This is a genomic window from Nocardia sp. NPDC004722 (genome assembly GCF_053601505.1).
Map to the genome: position 1 here is coordinate 1 of NZ_JBSGBY010000013.1, position 22944 is coordinate 22944.

The 22944-nt window shown below is 67.7% G+C and carries 24 protein-coding genes; 10 read left to right on the forward strand and 14 right to left on the reverse strand.

Translation table 11 applies throughout. The features are described from left to right. Positions 1-649: carbohydrate ABC transporter permease (locus tag ACWELQ_RS03170; protein WP_452395378.1), on the reverse strand; the 649-nt coding region annotated here is incomplete at its 3' end. Positions 650-843: 194 nt separating this feature from the next. Here ACWELQ_RS03170 and ACWELQ_RS03175 point away from each other — a divergent pair. From ACWELQ_RS03175 to ACWELQ_RS03190, 4 genes are read left to right on the forward strand one after another with little or no spacing between them, the layout of a single operon-like run. Beyond that, complete coding sequence (locus ACWELQ_RS03175) at positions 844-2724, forward strand: SCO2524 family protein (protein ID WP_452395379.1); 1881 nt, start codon at positions 844-846, stop codon at positions 2722-2724. Continuing rightward, positions 2721-3653 carry an SCO2523 family variant P-loop protein gene (locus tag ACWELQ_RS03180; RefSeq protein WP_452395380.1) on the forward strand — a complete coding sequence of 311 codons (933 nt, stop codon included), beginning with the start codon at positions 2721-2723 and terminating at the stop codon, positions 3651-3653. The genes ACWELQ_RS03175 and ACWELQ_RS03180 overlap by 4 nt, the downstream gene beginning before the upstream one ends. Next, a complete protein-coding gene (locus tag ACWELQ_RS03185) occupies positions 3650-4696 on the forward strand; it encodes an SCO2522 family protein (RefSeq protein WP_452395381.1) in 1047 nt (348 codons plus the stop codon). Before ACWELQ_RS03180 ends, ACWELQ_RS03185 begins: the two co-directional genes overlap by 4 nt. 12 nt (positions 4697-4708) lie before the next feature. Next, the gene (locus tag ACWELQ_RS03190; RefSeq protein WP_452395382.1) at positions 4709-5689 is read left to right on the forward strand and encodes an SCO2521 family protein; all 981 of its coding nucleotides are present in this window, start codon (positions 4709-4711) and stop codon (positions 5687-5689) included. A gap of 22 nt (positions 5690-5711) precedes the next feature. On the opposite strand, the gene ACWELQ_RS03195 is transcribed toward ACWELQ_RS03190, so the two are convergent. The 3 genes from ACWELQ_RS03195 to ACWELQ_RS03205 all read right to left on the reverse strand — a co-directional run bounded on the left by ACWELQ_RS03195 (position 5712) and on the right by ACWELQ_RS03205 (position 7603). Beyond that, positions 5712-6530 (reverse strand): hypothetical protein, encoded by an 819-nt coding sequence (locus tag ACWELQ_RS03195; RefSeq protein ID WP_452395383.1) that lies wholly within the window; start codon positions 6528-6530, stop codon positions 5712-5714. Positions 6531-6574: 44 nt separating this feature from the next. Beyond that, positions 6575-6997, reverse strand: coding sequence for a GNAT family N-acetyltransferase (locus ACWELQ_RS03200; RefSeq protein WP_452395384.1), 423 nt, complete (start codon positions 6995-6997; stop codon positions 6575-6577). 402 nt (positions 6998-7399) lie between these two features. After that, positions 7400-7603: a hypothetical protein gene (locus ACWELQ_RS03205; protein ID WP_452395385.1), complete on the reverse strand. Its 204-nt coding sequence runs from the start codon at positions 7601-7603 to the stop codon at positions 7400-7402. Between the two features lie 283 nt (positions 7604-7886). Here ACWELQ_RS03205 and ACWELQ_RS03210 point away from each other — a divergent pair, with 283 nt between their 5' ends. Then, positions 7887-8774, forward strand: a complete 888-nt coding sequence (locus ACWELQ_RS03210) for a helix-turn-helix domain-containing protein (protein ID WP_452395386.1) — start codon at positions 7887-7889, stop codon at positions 8772-8774. Next, positions 8771-8974 (forward strand): DUF397 domain-containing protein, encoded by a 204-nt coding sequence (locus ACWELQ_RS03215; protein WP_452395387.1) that lies wholly within the window; start codon positions 8771-8773, stop codon positions 8972-8974. Before ACWELQ_RS03210 ends, ACWELQ_RS03215 begins: the two co-directional genes overlap by 4 nt. A gap of 63 nt (positions 8975-9037) precedes the next feature. Here ACWELQ_RS03215 and ACWELQ_RS03220 read toward each other — a convergent pair whose 3' ends face one another. The 4 genes from ACWELQ_RS03220 to ACWELQ_RS03235 form a co-directional block, all read right to left on the reverse strand. After that, on the reverse strand, positions 9038-9235 hold the full coding sequence (locus tag ACWELQ_RS03220; RefSeq protein ID WP_452395388.1) for a hypothetical protein: 198 nt from the start codon (positions 9233-9235) through the stop codon (positions 9038-9040). A gap of 78 nt (positions 9236-9313) precedes the next feature. Then, the gene (locus ACWELQ_RS03225) at positions 9314-10060 is read right to left on the reverse strand and encodes a succinate dehydrogenase/fumarate reductase iron-sulfur subunit (RefSeq protein ID WP_452395389.1); all 747 of its coding nucleotides are present in this window, start codon (positions 10058-10060) and stop codon (positions 9314-9316) included. Positions 10061-10062: 2 nt separating this feature from the next. Beyond that, positions 10063-11994, reverse strand: coding sequence for a fumarate reductase/succinate dehydrogenase flavoprotein subunit (locus tag ACWELQ_RS03230; RefSeq protein ID WP_452395390.1), 1932 nt, complete (start codon positions 11992-11994; stop codon positions 10063-10065). Positions 11995-12033: 39 nt separating this feature from the next. Next, a complete protein-coding gene (locus ACWELQ_RS03235) occupies positions 12034-12867 on the reverse strand; it encodes a hypothetical protein (RefSeq protein WP_452395391.1) in 834 nt (277 codons plus the stop codon). Between the two features lie 368 nt (positions 12868-13235). On the opposite strand from ACWELQ_RS03235, the gene ACWELQ_RS03240 reads away from it, so the two are divergent. After that, complete coding sequence (locus ACWELQ_RS03240; RefSeq protein ID WP_452395392.1) at positions 13236-14516, forward strand: thiolase family protein; 1281 nt, start codon at positions 13236-13238, stop codon at positions 14514-14516. A 17-nt stretch (positions 14517-14533) separates the two neighbouring features. Here ACWELQ_RS03240 and ACWELQ_RS03245 read toward each other — a convergent pair whose 3' ends face one another. The 4 genes from ACWELQ_RS03245 to ACWELQ_RS03260 all read right to left on the reverse strand — a co-directional run bounded on the left by ACWELQ_RS03245 (position 14534) and on the right by ACWELQ_RS03260 (position 19551). After that, positions 14534-14821 carry a hypothetical protein gene (locus ACWELQ_RS03245; protein ID WP_452395393.1) on the reverse strand — a complete coding sequence of 96 codons (288 nt, stop codon included), beginning with the start codon at positions 14819-14821 and terminating at the stop codon, positions 14534-14536. A 181-nt stretch (positions 14822-15002) separates the two neighbouring features. Further along, positions 15003-15989: an alpha/beta fold hydrolase gene (locus tag ACWELQ_RS03250; protein ID WP_452395394.1), complete on the reverse strand. Its 987-nt coding sequence runs from the start codon at positions 15987-15989 to the stop codon at positions 15003-15005. Between the two features lie 294 nt (positions 15990-16283). Continuing rightward, a complete protein-coding gene (locus ACWELQ_RS03255) occupies positions 16284-18239 on the reverse strand; it encodes an acyl-CoA dehydrogenase family protein (RefSeq protein ID WP_452395395.1) in 1956 nt (651 codons plus the stop codon). Between the two features lie 127 nt (positions 18240-18366). Then, positions 18367-19551, reverse strand: coding sequence for an AAA family ATPase (locus ACWELQ_RS03260; RefSeq protein ID WP_452395396.1), 1185 nt, complete (start codon positions 19549-19551; stop codon positions 18367-18369). A 228-nt stretch (positions 19552-19779) separates the two neighbouring features. On the opposite strand from ACWELQ_RS03260, the gene ACWELQ_RS03265 reads away from it, so the two are divergent. The 3 genes from ACWELQ_RS03265 (at position 19780) to ACWELQ_RS03275 (ending at position 21374) form a co-directional block, all read left to right on the forward strand. Further along, a complete protein-coding gene (locus ACWELQ_RS03265) occupies positions 19780-20037 on the forward strand; it encodes a hypothetical protein (RefSeq protein WP_452395397.1) in 258 nt (85 codons plus the stop codon). A 240-nt stretch (positions 20038-20277) separates the two neighbouring features. Next, positions 20278-20925, forward strand: coding sequence for a C40 family peptidase (locus ACWELQ_RS03270; RefSeq protein ID WP_452395398.1), 648 nt, complete (start codon positions 20278-20280; stop codon positions 20923-20925). Between the two features lie 74 nt (positions 20926-20999). Next, complete coding sequence (locus ACWELQ_RS03275) at positions 21000-21374, forward strand: RNA-binding S4 domain-containing protein (RefSeq protein WP_452395411.1); 375 nt, start codon at positions 21000-21002, stop codon at positions 21372-21374. On the opposite strand, the gene ACWELQ_RS03280 is transcribed toward ACWELQ_RS03275, so the two are convergent. Together ACWELQ_RS03280 and ACWELQ_RS03285 are read right to left on the reverse strand one after the other, a co-directional pair. Then, positions 21375-22538 carry a cation:proton antiporter gene (locus ACWELQ_RS03280; protein ID WP_452395399.1) on the reverse strand — a complete coding sequence of 388 codons (1164 nt, stop codon included), beginning with the start codon at positions 22536-22538 and terminating at the stop codon, positions 21375-21377. A 13-nt stretch (positions 22539-22551) separates the two neighbouring features. Then, a complete protein-coding gene (locus ACWELQ_RS03285; RefSeq protein WP_452395400.1) occupies positions 22552-22944 on the reverse strand; it encodes a hypothetical protein in 393 nt (130 codons plus the stop codon).

Sequence of the window (22944 nt, forward strand, 5' to 3'; positions counted from 1 at the left end):
ATGGTTCGTCCGCCGGTGAGCAGTGCGGCCAGCGGTTCGATGTCGTCGACCCAATCCGCGTCGTGCGCCCGTCCGGACTCCGGCAGTCGCAGCGCAACGCCCCCGCGTCCAGTATCTCGCCGGGGATGGCCCGGATGCCCGCGACGAAGAACAGCGCCACGTAGCCGACATTCATCCACACGATCACCGAGGCCACCGCCGGTAGCGCGAGCGTCGGCGAGCTCAGCCATTCCACCCGCCGTCCCAGCAGCGCGTTCAACGCCCCGCCCGTGGGCGCGAAGATCCACTGCCACACCACGCCCACCGCGACCGGCGCGCACATCCACGGCAGCGCGTAGATCACCCGCAGCACGGTCCCGCCCGCCCCGCGGCGTGCCACCAGGGCGGCCACGGTGAATCCCAGCGCCGTCTGCACCGGCACCACGATCGCCGTCAGTGCCAGCGTCACCAGGATCGAATGCCCGAACTGCCGGTCGCCGAGTACCGACCGCCAGTTGCTCCAGCCGCTGAAGCTGATGGGTCCCAACAGGTTCCAGCTGTGCACGCTCAGCCACAGCACCACCGCGATGGGCAGCAGCAGGAACCCGCCCACTCCGATCAGGCTGGGCAGGAGCAGGACATAGCCGATCGCGGCGCGTCTGCGTCTCACGCTCGGCGACGCTACCGGCGCGGCCCCGCGGGACGTTCGACCCACGCCCGATCTGCCCGATATTGCCCTGTGCCCGACGCGATTTCGGTGCTGCCTTCCACCCGGTGCACGGGCCTGGCGCATGATAGTTTCAGCCGCGCTCGTTCAAAGCACTACCGGCGGGGCTGGCCACGACAGGGCAGGGGCAGGCGTCGATGCGAATCAAGCCACGGGAACAGATCCTCAGTGTCTGGCGGTCACTGCTGACCGCGTGTTACCAGGATGAAGCCTGGGTCTGGGGCGGGCGCAACGGCTCGAACTCGATCAGCGACGCCGAACAGCTGCTGTGCCTGCTGTATCCGGCCACCGAGATCGACGGGTTCGGGCTGGAGCGCCCGGACGAGATCGCCGACGACATCCGCGCGGTGCTCTCGCCGCTGGGCGACAGCGGCCTGCGCATCGGCGAGCGGGTGGTGTGGCTGCTCGAGGAGTACATCGACCGGCACACCCGGGGAGAACCCGGCACCCCCGACGAGCTGCCGATCTTCGCGGCGGGCAGCTATCTGGCCTCCTCCGACGGCGACGAGCCGACCGTCGAGCAGCGCGCGCTGGATGTCGTCGACTCCTATTCGATGTCGCTGACCCTGTGCCTGGCGGCGCTGAAGTTCCTGCGCGGCTTCCGCGGTCCGGTGGCCGAGCTGGCGGTGGGCCGCCGCACCCGGCTCGCGGTGGAGGTGCTGCCGCGCATCGAGGCGCTCGACGCGCGCGTGAATGTCCGGCTCACCGCCGCCATGGTGGGCCTGATCCGCAGCTTCGTGGTGAACACCGTCTCCCCGAAGTCCGAGGCCGGGATGGCGATGCTGTCCATGCTCAATCAGACCGGCGGCCCCACCGAGGCGGTGGTGCACGCGGTGCAGCAGCGGCTGGACCGGGTCCGGATCCGACTACGCAACGACGCCACCCTCAGCCAGGTCGAGGGCGTGGATCTCGACAGCGAGGACATGCTGTTCGAATGCGGTTGGAGCTGGGCCATCGTGCGCAAGGCCGCGGCCATCGACTTCGTGGACATGGACATCGCCGATCAGACCGGCTACGCCATCGCCCGGCCCTACCTGCATTTCACGGTGGTGGCCCTGGACGGCATCAACGACCTCACCTCGGTGCGCACCCGCGAGCTCGACCTGCTCAACGGTCAGCAGCGCCGCCTGGCCGAGGCGTTGCAGCTGCGCTGGGATCTGGCGCAGCGCTACTGGGCGGCGGTGGCGCGCTTCGGAAATGGACGCTGGCCGCTCGAGGACATTCCGTGGCGCACCTCCGACGGCGAGGAGTCCGACTACTTCAGTCTCATCGTGTCCGCCGTGCTCATGCAGGATCTGCTCAACCGCGAGGCCAATGACGACGACCTGGACCGGGCCGCGACGATCTTCGACGAACTGGCCCGGCGCGGCCGCATCATCCGCCGTTTCACCGAGGACGATCCCGCCCGCATCATGCACACCCCGGGCGTGAGCCTGCGCCTGCTGGGCAGCGAGGAGCTCGGCGGTCCGCTGCTGCTGTGGACCGTATCCGATTACGCCACCGTGCTTTTGAAGCGCACGCTGCAGGCGGCACGGCTCTCGGGCACGGTCGAGACCCGCGATCAGCTGATGGCGCTGGCCCAGGCCACCATGGACCATCTGGATCTGCGCGCCTTCCGCGCGGGCCCGGCCACCGGACTCTGGGACGACCCCAGCCGCATCTTCGGCACCGCCGAAAACCCTTTGCCCTCCTGGTATCTCACCGAGCGGGTGGTCGAGTGCATGGTGACCGCCGCCCGCATGTACCGGGAGCCGCCGCTGCGTTCGCCGACCTCGGTGACCCGCGCCATGGAACTGCTGATGGAGGCCGAGCACCTGCTCAACCGGGAGATGCTGGAGCTCAGCGAGGTCGACGTGTCCGCGGGCCGCACCGCCCTGGTGCTGGCCGAGCAGCGCCTGGAACGCGCCCGCGAGCTCATCGACGAACGCCCCGGCACCGCGGTGAGTCTCGCCTCGCAGGCGCTGCTGGAACTGGACGAACTCGCCTACGCCCGCTTCGACGCCACCAGGAGTGTGTGACCGTGCTCGTGTTCTCCGCCTCCGACAAGGGCGGCACCGGCCGCTCGGTCACCAGCTGCAATATGGCGTACTGGCTGAGCATGAAGGGCCACAAGGTCGCCTATCTGGATTTCGACTTCGGATCGCCCACGGCGGGTGGCACTTTCGAGATCAGCCGGATCGACAACGGCGTGCGCGACGGTTCGGGCCTGCACGCGTTCCTGCTCGACGAGAACGGGACGCCCGCCCGGCTCAGCGTGCGCTCGGAGACCGACCGCCTCGAGCTCAGCCGCTCCCGGCATCCGTCCGGGCGGCTGGTGCTGTTCCCCGGTGACCTCGGCGGTTCGGAATTCACCACGCTCGACGATTGGATGATCGATCGCTGCGCGGCCCTGTTCGCCACCTGTGAACAGGAATTCGACATCACGTTCGTGGATCTGAGCGCGGGCCGGTCCATCGCGCTGGCGCTGGCGTTGAGCGCGACCAAGCGCCCGCAGCTGTCGCAGGCGGTGTGCCGGTGGCTGATCTTCCACCGCTGGACGCGTCAGCACATCGCCGCCGCGCGCGGCCTGGTCTACGACGAGAACGGCGTGCTGGCGACGGGCGAGGTGTGGGGGCACGACCGGACCGAGCTGATGGCCGCGCTGCGTTTCGTGCGCACCGCCGTGCCGGAGCTCAACGCGGCCACCGGATTGCGCCCGGCGCAGGCCGCCTGGCTGCAGGAACAGCACAACACCCTGACCCGCGCGGCGAACCGGCACGGCATGGGCGAGAGCGGGATACTCGGGACGATCCCGGTGGAACCGATGCTGCAGTGCCGGGAACAGGTGATCCTTGATGTGGACGTGGCCGCGCACGTGGCCAATGCCGCGACGGTGGCGGCGTTCCGGGAGCTGACCGAGAAGCTCGTGAACGACGCCGTCTGGGAACAGGTGGAGGTGCGCAGATGAGTTCCGCGACCGACTACAGCGAGGCCGGCGAGCGCAGCCGCGTGGAGGGACAGCCGCTGTCGCATCTGTCCATCGAGGTCGGGCACTTCTACATGGACGAACTCGTCAACGGTGTCGACCGCATTCGCGCACAACTGCGCAAGGTGGCCCCGATCGTGAAGGCGCAGCAGGCCGCGGCCGTCGCGGAATTCGGCGCGGGCGCGCGGGTGAGCACCTGCTTTCTGGTCGACGACTATTTCTGGACCAGAACCGGGAGCGGTCGCGAGGCCCGCCCGGGGGGTGAACCCGAGGTCATCCTCACCAAGCTGCTCGATGCCGCGCGGGAATGCGACGTCCCCATCGACTATCTGGCCCGCGAGGCCGGATGCGCCGAAGTGCCGATGTTCCGGGACGGGGAGCCGGTCGGCGAGCCGATCCGGCTGGCGGAGATGATGTCCGCGCGGATCGTCGCCGAGCCCGAACGCGACGGCACCGGCCGCCGCCCGCCGACGGTGGAGTCCGGCTGGCTCTGCAACGGCCGCCGATCCTCGGAATACGATGCCGGACAGGCGATGCGGATCGCGCGCTACCGGCCGCCGGAGGAGTTCGGCGCGCGCAATCACTCCATCTTCCTGGATGTGCAGCTGTGGAGTCGCCAGCTCGAGGAGGTCGCGGGCGCGCGGGTGGAACGGATCCTGTGGTCGTGCCCGTTCCTCGCCGCCATCTGGCAGTTGTTGCGGCTGGGCATGATTCGCGACGAGGGCGCGGTGGTGGCGGCTCCGGTGGCGTGGAACGACCCGTGGCCGAGCGAATGGTCGCGACTGCCCGCGGTGGTGCAGTTGAATCCGGCCGCCAAACCCTTCGCGGCGTACCGCGCGCTGTCCGTGCTGCCCTACAGCTATCTGGGTATCGAGCACGCCGTGCGGGTGATTCTCGACCATCTGCAACTGGACGAGGATGTGCAGGCCAAGTTGGTGGAACGCGGTGCGAACGAACGCAATCCGGTGACGGTGCCGTGGCCCGCCACCCGGCGGCTGAATCACCTCTTCCTCGGGGATGTCTGAGGTGACTGCGGTATGAGTGATCCGCTGGTGCTGTTGGGGGAGGTGCGCACCGCACTGTTGCCGAATTCGGGGGGACTGGCGGCCCGCGAGGCCGCGGCGCTGTTGTCGCTGCTGCCCGGGCGGCGGGTCTCGATGCGGGAACGCCCACTGCCACTGGCGGTTTCGCCCATGTCGGCGGTCGGCGTCGACTGCAAGCTGGCGACGGCGTCGCAGAAGGAGACCCGCGCGGTGGGGACGGTGGCCGCGCACGCGGTGCTGGTCGGCGGCCGGGTGGTGCAGAGTTCCGCGTGCTCGACGGTGGTGCGCACCGAGGACAAGGATCGGCGGCCCTGGTCGCACTACCTGACCCGGGTGGGGACGCTGGAGGTCTGGCACCGCATGACCGACGACGCTTCGGCGGCCGTCGATCTCACCGCGGGATTCCTGGAGAAATCAGCGCCGAACACTCTGGATCTGGGGTCGATCAGCGACCGGCTGCTGACCCGGGTGCGCACCGATCGGCGTTTGGATCAGCGACCGCCGGTGCGTTCGGGCGCGACCCGGCTGCGCTGGGCCGCCCGGGTGGCGCCGCCGCTGGGCGGCACGTCGCGGCGCGCCTTCATCTCGCTGCGGCTGGAGGACGAGACCGCCAGGTCTGTACTGATTCTCGTGCCGACGGCCCGGGATCTCGAAGTGGTGCAACGCTTCTGCGAGGACCTGGCCGTCCACGACTGGCTGCTGTCCATGCTCGGCGCGGCCCTGTCCGACGCCGATCGCCCCTCGGCCGATCGGGATACCGCCGAGCAGCTGGCGCCGCTGCTGGAACAACTCGTGCACCTGTGGATGCCGGGCGCGCACACCTCGTCGCGGGTGAGCGATCTGTGGGAGCGGCTGGAGAAGGATCCGGGCTTCACCCGGCAGTGGACCGCGCAGGTCGGCCAGTTGCGCGACCGGCTGGCGGTGGCGACCTTGGAAGCCTTGCGCAGCGCCAAGATCAGCACCGTGCAGTGGTGAGCGCGGGGGCGCCCCCGGGCGTTCAGAGCCGGAACCAGCGCCGGACCAGCAGCGCGAAGAACACCGACATGGTGACCGCGCCCAGATAGCTCTCGATCACGAAGATCGCGCGCCCGCCGACCCGCAGATTCAGCGTGTCGCCGACGCCCAGCGGATTCAGGTAGTTCATCAGCACCTGGAACACGGTCACCGCGGGCGGCTGATCCGCGCGCAACAGCACCGCGCCCACGAACACCAACAGCTGGACGGCGACGAACCACAGCATGCGGAACGGGCGATAGCCGTAGCCGCAGATCAGATCCGGGATCAGCCCGCCGATTCGCTTCCACCCCACCGGCTGCGCCAGCCGCCGGGCACGGGCCTGCGCCAGCCCGCAGCGGTCCTCGGCATCGGTGTCCTCATCGATCCGATAGAGGCTGCCCGCGCGCCGATACGCCAGCACCGCGTGCGCGGGGAGCCCGGCCTGTACCAGTGGCGGGCCGAGCCTTTCGTAGACCTCGGCCAGCAGCCGGTTCTGGGTGCGGCTCAGCCGCAGCGGGCCGCGGAACTCCACCTCGGCCGCGATGAGGGCCGCCAGCAGGGCGTTCACCGCCATCGGCGCCGGAGTCGCGGTGGCCGTGTGCGTCAGCAGCGGGGCATAGATGCCGGTGAAGACGAGACTGTCACTCGCCCTGCGGATTCCGGGTGGATCGTAGGTCTCCACCACGGCCTCGGTGTGCAGGGTGAACAGGTCCAGCAGTGGCGTCTCGGTGGTGCGGCGGCGCTGGCGGTGCTCCTGCTCGAGGAATTCGGTGACGCTGTCGGCATAGGTATCGGCGCGCCGTCGGATGCGGGTGCTCATGTCCTCCACGAATCTCGACGGAGGCGGGCTTTTCTCGAGCATGATCAATGATAAATCCTGTGCACCAGCACATCTCGTGGCTCATCGGGTCCGAAGTAGGCCGGTTCGTGGTGCTCCCAGACGAATCCGACCTCCTTGTAGAGCCGGTAGGCGGCCCGATTGGCGGGATTGACGGTCAGGAAGATCTGGTCCACCTCGGTGCTGCGGCACTGCGCGAGCGCGGCTTCCAGCAGTGCCCGGCCGTAGCCGCGGCTGCGGCATTCCGGTGCCACGGCAAACCCCAGAAACCATGCGGTACGTTCGCTGCCGATGGCGGTGAGCACGTAACCGCAGACTCTTCCGGACTCTTCAGCAACCGTCCAGTTTGCTCCGTGCAGCTCGAAGAGTTGCCGCAGAACGAAATACGGATAGGAGGTGTGGCCGAAGACAGCCACCTCCAGACCGCGGATCGCGTCCAGATCCGACACGGACGCCGTCCGGCAGGTAGGCGCGTCCGGTTGTTCGAAGGCCAACAACGGTGTTCCCCTCCACCCCGGGCACTGCGCCTTCGGCGGAAAGCGCGGTGAATTCCAGAGTAGGCGTCACACCGCGTCTTGGGTGCGGTTCGGCCCGCCCGCCGTCTGTGGAGCGGGAGGGCCGAACCGCGCTGCTGCACGCGATGGGGACGGCGCCACCGCAACCCGGAGGTTAGGCGCGGGGCGTTCGAAAGCGCTGTGCGGCAGCGTTTATCGCGACCGGGGGCCTTCCCCTGACCGCCACCGGTCGCGAAGCTCTGCGGGAACGGGATAGTGCGGAGCGAAGGTCGAGGACCAGCCACAGCAGCCGGAACACGACCCGATCGCAGCCTGTCCTTCGCACCGCCGTGACGGTCATGGCAGGGCGCGCTCGTCGAGCACGCATCGCCCTTCCTCGACCAGGGTCGCCCGCGCGCGCCGGCGGACCTTGCAGGTTGCCACCGTGCAATCGAGGTGCAATTGCATTGCCGCGTGGGCTTGTTCGGCGCTCATCACCCCCGGATCCCGGCGGCAGCGCGACAGGATGGCGATGTGCATATTCAGGGACGTCAGTTGCATGTCCAGACCACTCCTACTTCCCGCGGTTCCTGAAGTGCCCGGAGATTCAGGAAAGGAAAGGGGCCTAGCTACACCACTCCGGGCACACATCTAGCACACCACGAGCAGACGCCAAGCGGGCGAATTTCGACAAGGAGAACGCAAAATTGCGCGAATTCCCAGCAGCGAATCCACCTGGGGGAGGACGATTCTCCATAGTGGACGAGGCCCGCCCCTGGTAACGGGCCCCGATCCCCCCGCCGCCAACCCCGATCCATGCCCGCGACCGCGAATGGAGCGTGTTGTGTCAGAAGGTCCCGCGTCCTCCACCCTGCCCCGCCGCCAGCTCGGTCGCTACCTGCGCGACTGGCGCATCCAGGCAGGACTCACCATCGCCGAGGCGGCCAAGCTGATGGAGTGGGGGGCGAGCACCTTACAGCGGCTGGAGAAGGGCAACGCCGATCGCATCCGCACCATCGACATCCAGGAGCTGTGCCGGATCTACGGCATCCCGGCCGAAATCGCCGAGGGGCTCAAGGGTTTGGCGCAGCAGGCGGCCGTCAAGAGCTGGTGGCACTCCTACGGCGATCTCATTCCGGAGAACTTCGACGTCTACGTGGGTCTGGAGGCATCCGCGCAGCAGTTGTCCTGCTACCAATCGGAATTGGTGCCGGGCCTGCTGCAGACCGCCGACTACGCAAGGGCCCTGAACCGGCTCGGATATCCGGAAGAGACGGTGGCGGAAGTGGATCGGCGGGTTCAGCTGCGCATGCAGCGCCAGGCGATGATCACCCGCCGCACCCGGCCGGCACAGGTCGCCATGGTGTTGCACGAATCGGTATTGCGCCGTCTGGTGGGAGGTGCAAGGGTGATGGCGGCGCAGGTGCGGCACTTGGCGGAACTGAGCACCCGGCCCAATGTCGGCCTGCGTATCCTGCCCTTCGCCGCCGGTGTCCCACTGGGACTTTCGACCGGTCCGTTCGTGATTCTGGAGTTCGGAACCGATGGCAAGGGGCAGCCGGTGGAGCCCCCGGTGGTCTACGTGGAGGGATTCACCGGCGATCTGTATCTCGAGAGACAAGGCGATGTGCAGCGCTATCGCCGGGCGCAAGACGGCCTGCAGAGCTGCGCGCTGGACGTCCAGGACAGTAGAAACCTGCTCAGACAGGTGGCGAAGGAGTATTCGGCATGAGTGTGGAGCTTTCCGGGGCCCGCTGGTTCAAGAGCAGCCGCAGCGGGGCCGGCAAGGAATGCGTCGAAGTGGCATTCCTGTCCGCGGACCGAGTGGGTGTGCGGGACAGCAAGAATCCGCAGGGCCCCGCGCTGGTGTTCGGCGCGGCGGAATGGCGCTCGTTCACCGCGGGTATCGAAAACGGTGTGTTCGAAGGGTGATTCCCTGAACGGAGGGTTCCCGGGCCCCGCCCGTGAACCCTCTCTCAGCGGTTCGCTGCCATCTCAGAGGATTGCGACGACCCCGATGGCGACGGCGGCGACGAGCACGCCGATCGCCAGGGCGGGAATCAAAGCGCCGGTCAATACGTATACGCCCATCGCCGATACCGCGAAGAGCATCCCTACGATCAGCCGTTCGACCCAGTCATGGGGACCCAAATTCCGGTACCGGGGACGCGCATTCTTCAGTCCTCGGTCCACGAATAGTTGGATACCCATGCTTATCGTGCGCAAACATCCTTCTGTTGTCGAACGGCAGCCGTTTCGTGATCTTCCCAGCTAACGCCGGAACAGCTTGTTGCCCAGCCAGACGATCGGGTCGTACTTCCTGTCCACGACCCGTTCCTTGAGCGGAATCAGGGCATTATCGGTGATCTTGATGTGCTCTGGGCAAACTTCCGTGCAGCACTTGGTGATATTGCACAGGCCCAGGCCCGCATCCTCTTGTGCCAGGTCACGCCGATCCCCGACATCCAAGGGATGCATTTCGAGTTCGGCAATACGCATCAGGTATCGCGGACCGGAGAATGCGTGCTTGTTGTCCTCGTGATCGCGCACCACGTGACAGGTGTTCTGGCACAGGAAGCATTCGATGCACTTGCGGAATTCCTGCGACCGTTCCACATCGGCCTGCTGCATCCGGTACTCGCCCGGTTTCAGATCCACCGGCGGCGTGAACGACGGCACCTCGCGCGCCTTCTGATAATTGAAGGAGACATCGGTGACCAGGTCGCGAATGACGGGGAAGGTGCGCATCGGCGTCACCGTCACCACTTCTTCCTGGGTGAAGGTCGACATGCGCGTCATACACAGCAGTCGCGGCCGGCCGTTGACCTCGGCCGAACACGAACCGCACTTGCCCGCCTTGCAGTTCCAGCGCACCGCCAGGTCCGGGGCCTGGGTGGCCTGCAGCCGGTGGATGATGTCGAGCACCACCTCACCCTCGTTCACCAGCACGGTGAAGTCCTGCAGGCCGCCGCCCTCGGTGTCGCCACGCCACACCTTGAACTTCGCCTCGTAACCCATGGCTATTCCGCCTTTCCAGCGTCGTCCCGCAGCGCTGCGAGATCCGCGGAGGTGTAGTACTTTTCGAGCTCGGCCAGGTCGAACAGCCGCAGCAGGTCCTCGCGCATGGGCACCTGGTCCTCGGGCGTCACCGTCACCGACGGGACCGAGAACCCGACCTGATCCGCGTCGATCGTGCAGACCAGCAACTTGTTGCGCCACACCGGATCCATGCCCGGGTGGTCGTCGCGGGTGTGGCCGCCGCGGCTCTCGGTGCGCAGCAGCGCGCCCTGCGCCACGCACTCGCTGATGAGCAGCATGTTGCGCATGTCCAGGGCGAGATGCCAGCCCGGGTTGAACTGCCGGTGCCCCTCCACCACGACGTGGTCGTAGCGGTCGCGCAGTTCCGAGAGCTTCTCGATGGCCTGCTTCAGCTCGTGTTCCTTGCGGATGATGCCGACCAGGTCGTTCATCGTCTGCTGCAGGTCCATGTGCAGCGTGTAGGGGTTCTCCCCCGGACCGCCCTCGGCGGGCGGATCGAACGGTGTCACAGCGGCTTTCGCGGCCGCGGCGAGATCCTCGTCGGAGATCTTGGGCCGCCCGGCCAGCTGTTCGACGTAGCTGGCCGCGCCCAGTCCGGCGCGGCGGCCGAACACCAGCAGGTCCGACAGCGAGTTGCCGCCCAGCCGGTTGGAGCCGTGCAGGCCGCCCGCGCACTCGCCCGCCGCGAACAGGCCCGGCACGGTGGCCGCCTGCGTATCGGGGTCGACCTCGATGCCGCCCATCACGTAGTGGCAGGTCGGCCCGACCTCCATGGGCTCCTTCGTAATGTCCACGTCCGCAAGCTCTTTGAACTGGTGGTGCATGGACGGCAGCCGCTTGATGATCTGCTCGGCGGGCAGCCGGGAGGCGATGTCGAGGTACACACCGCCGTGCTCGGTGCCGCGTCCGGCCTTCACCTCTTCATTGATGGCGCGCGCGACCTCGTCGCGCGGCAGCAGATCCGGTGTGCGCCGGGCGGAGTCGTTGTCCTTCAACCACTGATCCGCCTCCTCGATGGATTCGGCATACTGCCCCTTGAAGACCGGCGGGATGTAGTCGAACATGAACCGCTTGCCCTCGGAGTTCTTGAGCACTCCGCCGTCACCGCGCACACCCTCGGTCACGAGGATGCCCTTCACCGACGGCGGCCAGACCATGCCGGTCGGATGGAACTGCAGGAACTCCATATTGATCAGCGACGCCCCGGCCCGCAGCGCCAGCGCGTGGCCGTCGCCGGTGTACTCCCAGGAGTTCGAGGTCACCTTGTAGGACTTGCCGACACCGCCGGTCGCGATGACCACCGCGGGCGTCTCGAACAGGATGAAGCGGCCCGATTCCCGCCAGTACCCGAAGGCCCCGGAGATGGCGTCGCCGTCCTTGAGCAGTTCGGTGATGGTGCATTCGGCGAAGATCTTGATCCGTGCCTCGTAGTCGCCGGTGGCCGCGAAGTCCTCCTGCTGCAGCGAGACGATCTTCTGCTGCATGGTGCGGATGATCTCGAGGCCGGTGCGGTCGCCGACGTGCGCCAGCCGCGGATAGGTGTGGCCGCCGAAGTTGCGCTGGCTGATCCGGCCGTCGGCGGTCCGATCGAACAGCGCCCCATAGGTTTCCAGCTCCCACACCCGGTCGGGGGCCTCCTGCGCGTGCAGTTCGGCCATCCGCCAGTTGTTGAGGAACTTGCCGCCGCGCATGGTGTCCTTGAAATGGGTCTGCCAACTGTCCTTCTCGTTGGCATTGCCCATGGCGGCCGCGCAGCCGCCCTCGGCCATGACGGTGTGCGCCTTGCCGAACAGGGACTTGCAGACCACCGCCACGGACAGACCGTGCTCACGGGCCTCGATGACCGCACGCAGGCCGGCGCCACCGGCACCGATCACGACGACGTCGTACTTGTGCCGCTCGACTTCTGGCATGGACCGAACACTCCTGGGAGAGAAGAGGAATAGAGGACGTCAGCCGATCAGGCGAGGATCGGAGATGGTTCCGCTCGCCACCAACATGACGTAGAAATCGGTGAGCATCAGGGTGCACAGGGTGGTCCACGCCAGCTGCATGTGCCGGGTGTTGAGCTTCGAGACCACGGTCCAGAAGCGGTAGCGCACGGGATGCTGCGAGAAGTGCTTCAACCGCCCGCCCGCGATGTGGCGGCAGGAGTGGCACGAGAGCGTGTAGGCCCACAGCAGCAAGGCGTTTCCGGTGATGATCACCGTGCCCAGGCCCAGCCCGAAACCGCCGCCCTTGCCGTGGAAGGAGATCACCGCGTCATAGGTGTTGATCACCGAGATGATGACCGCGACATAGAAGAAGTAGCGGTGCGCGTTCTGGATGATCAGCGGAAGCTTGGTCTCGCCACTGTATTTCGCGTGCGGCTCGGCCACCGCGCAGGCGGGCGGCGACATCCACACCGACCGGTAGTAGGCCTTGCGGTAGTAGTAGCAGGTGAGCCGGAACAACAGCAGGAACGGCAGCACCAGGAAGCCGAGCGGGATCCACATCGGCAGATGGCCGATCGGCGTCCCGAAATGCGTGGAACCCGCCACGCAGGAGGCGCTCAGGCAGGGGGAATAGAACGGTGTCAGATAGTGGTAGTCCGGCACCCAATACGCCGCGCGCACAAAGGATCTGATGGTCGCGTAGATGACGAACGTCGCCAGTCCCGCCACCGTCGCGGCCGGCGGTACCCACCACCGGTCGGTGCGGAGCGTGCGTGCCGCGATGGCGGCCCGGCCCCTCGAGAAAACCCCGGTTGTGCTCGATTCAGAAGCCTTGACTGGTGCGGCGCTCACTGCTGGATGCCTCGCTGCTCTACCCCGTGGAACGTCATCGTTACCTCCGGCATCGAATGTGATGGTGAGCACCTTACGACAGGGGCGCTATCACTCGAGCTCGCAACAGCTATTTCGCCAGCCCGTGATTTGCGCCACATTTCCTGCGTCGACCAGCGTTTCGTTTGCTCGGTGAACAAACGGCAATCTCGCGAACTCGGCGGCATGTCAGAAAGATTCAGATTTCGGACATTGTGCGGCCGGAGTCCTTCGCATATTCCGGTTACACACCGTCACACGGCAGCAACAACCGTGTGGTGGCCTGTCCCCTGAGCTAGACCGCCCCCGCCGCGGGGCAGCCGGTGATGAGGGTTCGAAGGGAGCCGGTGATGAGACGAGCCGCGATCGTGATGCCGATGCGCACCCCCGTGGGACTGCCGGGCGGAGCCTTGTCCGAAGTCCCGCCGCAGCGCTTGATCGCCACGGTCCTCACCGCGGTGCTGGGCCGCTCCGGCTTGGACCCGTTGCGCGTCGAACAGGTGGTCACCGCCGTCCCCGAACCCGAATCCGTGCCCGCCGCACTGCCCCTCGCGGGACTGTCCCCGGTCCTCGGCGACTTCGCCGTCGGTCCCGGACCCGGCGGCGGCCTGCGCGCCCTGATCACCGCCACCATGATGGTGAACACCGGTGCGGCCGATGTGGTGCTCGTCGTCGGTGCCGAATACGCCAGTGGCCCAAGGCGTCCCGGGCAGCGCCCGCCCGCGCCTACCCCCGGCCGGGCGGACGACGACACCCTCACCACCGACGAGCACCTGGCGCTCTGGGCGACCGCCGAACCCGGCCGTGGCCATCGGGAGTGGCAGGCCGCCGACCGGCTCGGCGACCATTACGGCCTGACCCGCGCCGATGTCGACAACTACGCCGCCGCCAGCCACCGCCGCGCGGCCCGTGCCCGGCGCCAGGGCATCTTCGGCGCGGAGACCGCACCGGTGGTGGTGTGCGCCGACCCCCACGACGTGAATTCCCCTGTGCGGCAACTGGTGGACCGCGACGAGGGCCTGCGCGACGACGTCTCGCCCCGCGCCTTCGCGGCCCTGGCGGCCTTCCATGCCGCCGGGGTCACCACGGTCGGCAACAGCAGTGTCCGCACGCTCGCCGCCTCGGCCTGCCTGGTGGTCGCCGAGGAGCGGCTGGCCGATCTCGGGCTGGAGCCGATGGCCTATCTGGTCGGCTGGGCCACGGCCGCCGCCGAACCCGGCGCGCCGGTGCCCTCGGCTACCCCGGCGGTGGCACAGGCGTTGTGGCGCAGCGGTTTCGACCTGTCCGATCTGGATCTGCTGGAGGTCGAGGAGACCACGGCCGCGGAGGTCCTCGCCCTGGCCCACACCCTCGGCCTCGAGGAACGCGAACTGCTCAATGTGCACGGCGGCGCGATCGCCCTCGGCGATCCGGGGGGCGCGTCGGCGCTGCGCATGGTCACCACCATGCTGCACGAATTGTCACGTCGCGACGGCGGTCTCGGACTGGCCGTCACCCCGACCGGCCCCGGCCGCTCGCTGGCCGCGGTCTTCGAATCACCGAATCTGGAGCCGGTCAGTCAGGCCCCGCTCGGCGCACGCTTCCGGGGCGCCGGCTCGAAACGATCCGGCCGCCACCGCAATCAACGCTGAAATCAGAGGTTGGTCGTCTACTCGGTGCGAGGACGGGAGTGGAAGCCGAGGCCCTCGTCCTGGGCGCCCAGCCAATCCTGTTCCTGATGCTTGGCATCGGGGACGTAGATGGTCTCCTGCTTGGCGCCCGGCGCTTCCGGCGGCGGCGTCTGTTCGAACTCGTCGGCGTCGATGACGAGCCTTTCCAGATCGTTCTCCAAGCGGCGGACCGTGCCGGCGTCGCCGTAGTGCGACCGCAGTGCGCCTACGCACTGCCGGAGCTGGCCGACCGCGTAGCGGAGTTCCGCAATCTCGCTGCGTGTCATCGAAACCTCCTCGAGCCGTGTGACAGACCACACATCGTGATCTACAACACAGTACGTGATGAATTTCAATCCGTCTCGTTTGCCGATAGTACTCGCAGCTCAGGGGCCTGTCGTTGACGAGAAAAACCGGTCGTTGACGTTTCAGATCGCGTGAAACGGGCCCTCCGAGATGATCTTCCAGCTACCCCGCGATGGCCAATTCCGGTCCGCGGTCGGGGCCGCAATCCGGGTCCTGGCCGCGGGCGGCCGCGGTCGCGCGGGCCACCAGCGCCACCACCGCCGCGGCGACTTCCTCCGCGCGTTCGAGGATCACGCTGTGCCCGGCGCCGTCGAGCCGCACCAGCTCGGCGTCGTCGACCTGGGAGGCCAGCACCACCGAATGCGCGAACGGGATCATGATGTCGGCCGATCCGGCCAGCACCAGCACCGGAATCATGCCCAGCCGGTGCAGGGTCGCGGACTCGTCGAAGCGCATGAGCGACTCCAGGAAGCTGGCCATCGTCAGCAGCGAGGTGTCGTTCAGCATGGCCGTCGCCACCGCCAGCATGCGCGGGCTCACCTTGCGGGTGCCCAGGGTGGCGTCCCGCATGATCGGCTCGAAGAGGCGGCGGCTCAGGTGCTTCGACGCCTGCATGGCGCGCGGGGCCTTGCGCACCGCCGTCCGCAGCGAGCTGACCGCGGGCGCGCTCAGCAGCCGGCCCAGTCCGACCCGGGTGACCCCGCTGGCGGCGCTGGAGAGCAGGCCGATGCCGACCACCCGGGTGCCGATGGTCTCCGGGTACAGCCGCGCGAAGGCCATCACCGTCATGGCCCCCATCGAATGACCCACCAGCACAACGGGTCCGGTCGGCACCACGGCCCGCAGCACCGCGTCCAGATCCCGCGCCAGTTGTTCGATGGTGTAGGTCGAGGGGTCGGCCGAGCCCGAATCCCCGTGTCCGCGATGGTCGTAGAAGACCATGTGGGTGTCATCGCCCCAGGTCTGCAGCAGATGCCCGCGCATGAACGCCCACGATTCGGCGCGCAGGCAATGGCCGTGCACGAAGACCACGGTGACCGGCGCGTCGGTAGCGCCGAACTCGCGGACCGCGAGCGGCACTCCGTCATCAGCGGCGACGGTGATGTGGCGGCCGTCGAAATCGGCGGCCCGGGTGCTGGCTGTGGACATGACGTCCTCCTGAAGAGTTCGCCTTCTTGCCCGGTTGTCGATAGAGATAGCCTTCGCGTTAACCCGTCACACCTGGCGTTATGCACAAGTTGTCCAACTGTCGCCGCCGATCTATGCAGCGCTGTCGGAGGATCCGGTCGCCTCTCGGCAACTTGCACTATCTACAGATATCTAGTGACAGCACTAGATATCTGTAGATAGCAGATAATCCGGGACGCGAGTTCGGGACATAAGAATCTGCCGCTATCTAGCCGGGTTGCTAGATAGCGGCAGATTCCGCTGACGAGGCTTCGGCTACTGGGTGGCCGCCGTCTTCGTGGACGGCAGGAACGGCCGGAGCAGGTTCTTCTCGGTGGATTCGCCGAACTGCCACTCCGCGATCCACGGCCCGGTGCCCTCGCTCGGGTCGAGCGCGCCACCCTCGAGGAAGCGGTAGCGGCCGTCGAGGACGCCGCGGGTCAATTCGGTGTCGGCGTCGTCGGTATTGGACCAGAGCGCGTCGAAGAGCTTCTCGACCCGCAGCCGGGACTGGCGGCAGAACAGGTCGGCCAGTTCCTCGGCGGCCACGCCGTCGGGATCGCCCGCCACGCGCAGGGACTGGGCGCGCACGCAGGCGGCGGCCATGGCGAACAGTTCCGCGCCGATATCGACGATGCGGCCGAGGAAGCCCTGCTTGTACTCGAGCTTGGCCTGCCAGCGGGCCATGCCGTACATGAGCGCCCGGGCCTGCTTGCGCGACATCCGCTCGACGTACCGCATATGCCTTGCGAGCGGACCGAATTCGCCGTAGGTGACCGGGGCGGTGCCCGCGCCGACGGTCAGCTGTGGGAACCACTTGGCGTAGAAGCCGCTCGCGCCCACCGCCGCCTTGGCCTTGTCCTTGAGCTCGGCATTGCGGTCCACCAGCGCGCCGGCCGCGGCCATGTGGGCATCGGCCATCTCGCGGGCGATGAGCAGGCGCATGATCTCGCTCGACCCCTCGAAGATGCGGTTGATGCGGAGGTCGCGCACCATTTGCTCTGCGCCCACCGCCCTTTCACCGCGGGCCGCGAGCGAGGCGGCGGTCTCGTAGCCGCGGCCGCCGCGGATCTGCACCAGTTCGTCGGCGATCTCGCAGGCCATCTCCGAGGCCCACAGCTTGGCCAGCGCGGCCTCGATGCGGATGTCGTTGCGGTTCTCGTCGCACATGGTGGCCGACAGGTCGAGCACCGCCTCCAGCGCGAAGGTCGTCGCGGCGATGAAGGAGATCTTGCTGCCGACGGCCGCGTGCTCACCGACCGGACGGCCCCACTGCACGCGCGTGGCCGACCATTCGCGCGCGATCTTGAGCGACCATTTCGCCGCGGCGGTGCACATGGCCGGAATCGCGAGCCGCCCCGCGTTCAACGTGGTGAGCGCGATCTTGAGCCCATCGCCCTCGCGCCCCACCAGGTTTCGTTTCGGGACCCGGACATTGTGCATGCGGGTGACGCCGTTCTCGATGCCGCGCAGACCCATGAAGGCGTTGCGCCGCTCGACGGTGATGCCGGGGCTGTCGGCCTCCACGATGAAGGCGGAGATACCGCCGCGATGCCCCTCGCTCTTGGGCACGCGCGCCATCACCACGAGCAGTTCGGCGACCACGCCGTTGGTGGTCCACAGCTTCACGCCATTGAGGTCGTAGCCCTCGCCGTCGGCGGTCGGGGTGGCGGTGGAGGCCATGCGCGCCGGATCGGAACCCACATCGGGTTCGGTCAGCAGGAAGGCGCTGACCGCGCCTTTGGCGCAGCGCGGCAGGAACTCTCGCTTCTGCTCGGGGGTGCCGGCCAGCTTGAGCGGTTCGGGCACGCCGATGGACTGGTGCGCCGAGAGCAGCACGCCGAGGCTGCCGTGGGTGGAGCCGACCAGCATGAGCGCGCGGTTGTAGCCGACCTGGGACAGCCCGACGCCGCCGTACTCCTCGGGAATCTTGAGGCCGAAGCATCCGAGTTCGGCCAAGCCCTCGACGTATTCGTCCGGAATGCGGCCGTCGGCCTCGATGCGTCCGCCGTCGATGGTCTCGCAGAACGCGCGCAGCCGCGTCAGGTAGGCCTCGGTCTTGGCGGCGTCCGCCGCGCTGGGGCGCGGGAAGGGATGGATGAGGTCGAGCCGGAACCTGCCGAGGAACATCTCCTTGGCGAAGGATGGCTTGTTCCAGGTGGTTTCGCGAGATTCCTCGACCAGTGCCCGGGCCTGTTCCTCGGTGGCGTCGACTTTGGCGGCAGTCGCCATGATGTCCTCCTCGACCGTGATGAGAATCACATTCGAGTGTAGGAGCGTTTGTTACCCACCGGTAGGGGTCGGCAATGATCGAAAAGCCTTGTCAGGGAAAGATCTTGATGAAATGGCTAACCTTTGGTTATTGCACGCTGCGGAGATATCGGCCGAAATGCGGGACGGTGAAACCGATGCTGCCGCGCTCGGCCGAATAGATCAGCCCCTTCTTGATCAGCCCGTCGCGGGCCGGGGACAACGAGGCGGGTTTGCGGCCGAGCTCGTTGGCGACGGCCGAGGTGGGGACCGGACCGTCGTCGCCGGACAAATCGGCCATGGCGCGCATGTATTCCCGCTCCGCGGGGGTCGCCCGCTCGTAGCGGGAGCCAAAGAAACCAACCGCCAGTTCTTCTTCGGCGGTCGGCGCGGCCACCGCCACATCCTCGGCCGTGATCGGACTCTGCGCCGCCGCGTCCCAGGTCGCCTTGCCGTACGCCTGCACGAAGTACGGGTACCCGTCGGCCTTGCGGTACAACGCGTCCAGGGCCTCGTCGCTGTACTTCACGCTCTCCCGATCCGCGGGCGCGATGAGCGCCAGATCGGCCGACTCCCGGTCCAGCCGGTCGATGCGGTGATAGGAGAACAACCGCTCGGAGTAGCTGCGCGACGCCGACAGCACCGCGGGCAGATGCGGCAGCCCCGCCCCGACCACGATCAAAGGCGCGGCGTCCTGGCTCAATTCGTGGCAGGCCCCGCAGATGGCCGAGATATCGGCCGCGCCCAGATCCTGCATCTCGTCGATGAACACCGCGATGCCGATGCCGATATCGCGCACCAGCGCCGCCGCCTCCATGAGCAGCTCCACCAGATCGATCTCGATATCGCCGGAGTCGGCCCGCCCGGTCACCGCGGGCACGTCGATGCCGGGATTCCAGCGATCGCGCATGCCCTTGTCCGCCGTGGAACGCAGCGCGAAGGCCTTGAGAATCCCCAGGAAATCGTCCACCTGCTCCGGATTGCGGTGTGCGACAGCGATGGAACGCACCGCCATGTGCAGCGCCGAGGCCAGCGGCCGGCGCAGCTCCTGATCCGGGCGCGCCTCCAGCTTGCCGGTGCCCCAGCCGCGGTTGCGGGCGGCCGAGCGAAGCTGATTGAGCAGCACCGTCTTTCCGACCCCGCGCAGTCCGGTGAGCATCACGCTGCGCTCCGGGCGCCCGCGCGCCACCCGCTCCAGCACGATGTCGAAGGCGTCGAGCTGCCGGTCGCGGCCCGCGAGTTCGGGTGGTCGCTGCCCGGCGCCGGGCGCGTACGGATTCCTGACGGGGTCCATGCGGACCAACCGTAGCGCGGGAATCGCGGATTATCCGGGTGTCTACCGGGGGTCCTAGACACAGCTATCGATCGGCATACCGGCGCTCTATCTCTATGGCCCACCGAGTGTGCCGGGCGTGTGCGCGGTGGAAGTTCGCGCAGTGTGTCCGCGTTGTCCGCCGGGGTCTCTACCCTTATGCCTGATTCGTTGGGATGCAGCGTTCGTGGATGCAGCGCAGGAGGGTTCATGTCGGAAGAAGCCATGCCCGTACCCACCGTCGCGGAGGTGGTCGAATCCTGGAACGTGCCCGCCGAGGCGATCGTCGCCGCGCGCATCCGCAACAACATCCTGGTGGCCATCGAGCGCGGATACGACGATCCGCAACTGGTCGCGGATCTCGCGGTGGGTCCATTGGTGATGGCGCTGGGGCAACTCGAGGTGGAGCTGGCGGACGCGCGCCGGCGGATCGCGGAGCTGGAGCGACTGGTCGAGGCGAAGGGTTGATCACGGCCGGACGAGCTTGATAACGGCGCTGTCGATCACCTATACCGTCTCGTGATCCATCGCCCTATACCCCGAATCAGCCTTCCAGCGGGGCATTTTGGAAAAGGTGCGACACACCCCTCGCGCCGGGTGGACAACCGGCGGACCTAGTCGTAATCTTCTCGTGACTTAGCGGAGTCTGTTGCTTCATCGGAGAGGCAGCCCGCTTCGTTACAGCAGCAAGATCGGAGATGCGGCGCAGTGGGTAAGCACAGCTTGCAGCGGGAATCTAGACTTCCGAATTCCGTCAAGGGCGCCATCGTCATGGGTGCGATGGCCGCGACGACAACGGGCGCGTTCCCGGCGATCACCGCCAGCGCCGCGACCCTTGACATCCCGGGCATCGGAAACTTCGATGTGCCCGACCAATTCGCACCTCAGGTGCAGCAGTTCAACCAGGCCGCCAAGGACGCCGCGACGGCGCTGGCGCCGGCCCCCCAGGCCGCCGCGCCCGCCGCACCGCAGTTCCAGCTGCCCTCCCTGTTCCAGCAGAAGTCCAGCAGCGTCGGCGATATCGCCCTGCACGCCGCCGAGACCAAGGTCGGCGCCCAGTACTCCTGGGGCGCGACCGGGCCCTACTCCTTCGACTGCTCCGGCCTCGTGCAGTGGGCCTACAAGCAGGCCGGAATCGAGCTGCCCCGCACCAGCTTCGAGCAGTCCAACGTCGGCGCTCCGGTCGCCTTCGAGGATCTGCAGCCCGGTGACATCGTCATCACCAACGGCGGCGGCCACGTCGGCATCTACGCCGGTGACGGCAAGCTGCTGAACGCGGTGCAGACCGGCACCCCGGTCTCCTACACCAACCTGCACCCCAGCCAGGTGGTCACCGCTCGCCGGATCCAGGCGTAACCGGATTCAGGCGTAAGCCGCAAGTTTTCGATCTTCGGGTCGCGCAGTATCGTCGAAGCGTGACCCCTGCTCCACTGAGCACTACGGCCCAGGCCCGAGTTGATTCTTGGACCTGGGCCGTGCGCATTTTCAAAACCCGTTCGGCGGCCGCGGCGGCCTGCCGCGCCGGGCATGTGAAGGTCAACGGCGTGCCCGTGAAACCGGCACACAATCTCAAGCCGGGCGACGAGATCCGCGTTCGTGTCAATGGTTCCGAACGCATCGTCATCGTCGAGCAACTCATCACCAAGCGGGTCGGGGCGGCGGTGGTCGCGCAGATCATGATCGACAAGAGCCCGCCCCCGCCGGACCCGCAGCTGACCGCGCTCATGCCGCATCGCGATCGCGGCGCGGGCCGTCCCACCAAGCGCGAGCGCCGCGAGACCGACAAGCTGCTGGGCCGCGACTGATCAGGCCGTCGAATCACCCTGCGAGGCAGCCGGACTTCCCGGCTGCGTAGTCGCGGCCTCCCGCGCGCCCCAGGCGGCGGCCGCGATGGTGAGCAACGCGCCGAGCATGAGCGCTGCCGGTTCCCCGGGCTTCAGCACGTGCAGTTGGGTGCCGACCGTGACCGCGGCGACCGGGACACCAATCTGCGCGGAAGCGATGGCGCCCAGCGGAACCGGCTGACCCAGGAACCGCATCAGGGCGTGCACGAGGACGGCTCCGCCGCCCAGCGCCAGGCCCAGCAGGATCAGGTGCGGGTGGTCGCCGAACTCGCGCAGGTTCAGACGCGCCCCCAGCCAGACGAAGAACAGCGGCGCGAGGAAACCGTCGCTGAGGGCGAACAGCTGCTTGGCGACCCGGCGCGGCTCCCCGACCGCCGCCACCGCCAGGCCGAGTGCGAAGCCCGCCAGCATGATCGAGACGTGGCTGCGGGTGGCGAGCGCGCCGAGCGCGAACAGCAGCGCCAGGCTGACCCGCAGCTCGAGGGCGAACTGCCGATCCTCCGACACCTTGTGCAGCCGATGCCGGATGCCGGAATCCTCGATCCAGCGCAGGAAGAAGTAGACGGCCACCGCCGCCGCGGCCACCAGCAGCGCGCCGATCGCGGCCCGGCCCGCATTGCCCGGATCGATCACCAGCGGCAGTGCCACCACCGCGGCGGCATCCGCGATGGCCACCTGAGCGGTCAACTCCAGCACCGATTTTCCGCTCAGCCCCTGCGAATCGAGGATGGGCAGCACGATGGCCGCCGAGGAGGAGGCCAGCAGCACCGCGTAGAGCAGGCCGTGGCCGGTGTCGAACCAGACCGCGATGCCCTGCCCGGCGATCATGGCGAGCACGCCCACCGCCGCCGCGCGCAACGCGCCCCGGCCCAACGCGGAGCGGATGGACGCGTCGCGCACCGGCACATGGGTGCCCGCCACGAACATGACCACCGCGAAACCGACATCGGCGAGGAAGGTGAAGGTCGGGTCCTCCGGATGCAGCAGCCGCAAGCCCGTGGTGCCGCAGACGATTCCGGCCAGCAGTTCGCCCAGGATGACCGGCAGATGCCAGGACTGCCGCCAGGCCAGCCAGGGCCCGGCCAGCCCGAGCAGGGTGATCAAGGTGAGGGTTTGAAAATTCACGGTGTCATCTCGGTCAATGCGGCAGGGCGGCGATCTTCACGGGGATCGCGATGTTCTCGTCGGTGTAGTAGATGGCGCAGACGCGGTGGTAGCCGTCCACGATCTGCATGGGCACGCCCCTGCGGAAGTCGCCGCGCACCACCAGGATCGGCGAGAGCGCCTTGCCGGTGACGATCTTCTGCAGATCGCGCCGGACATACGGGTTGGAGGTGGGCAGCGCGTCCAGCGCCGAGGCCCGCAGCAGGTCCTTGGCCTTCTTGTAGACCACCGGCGCGGCCCGCAATTCCGCGACCACCGCGTCGATCACGACCGCTTCGGCCAGCATCTCCAGGTAGTCCGCGGCGGCCGGGTAATCGTGCTCGTCCGGCTCCTTCTTCCACTTGACCGTGATCTCGGGGTCCGCCAT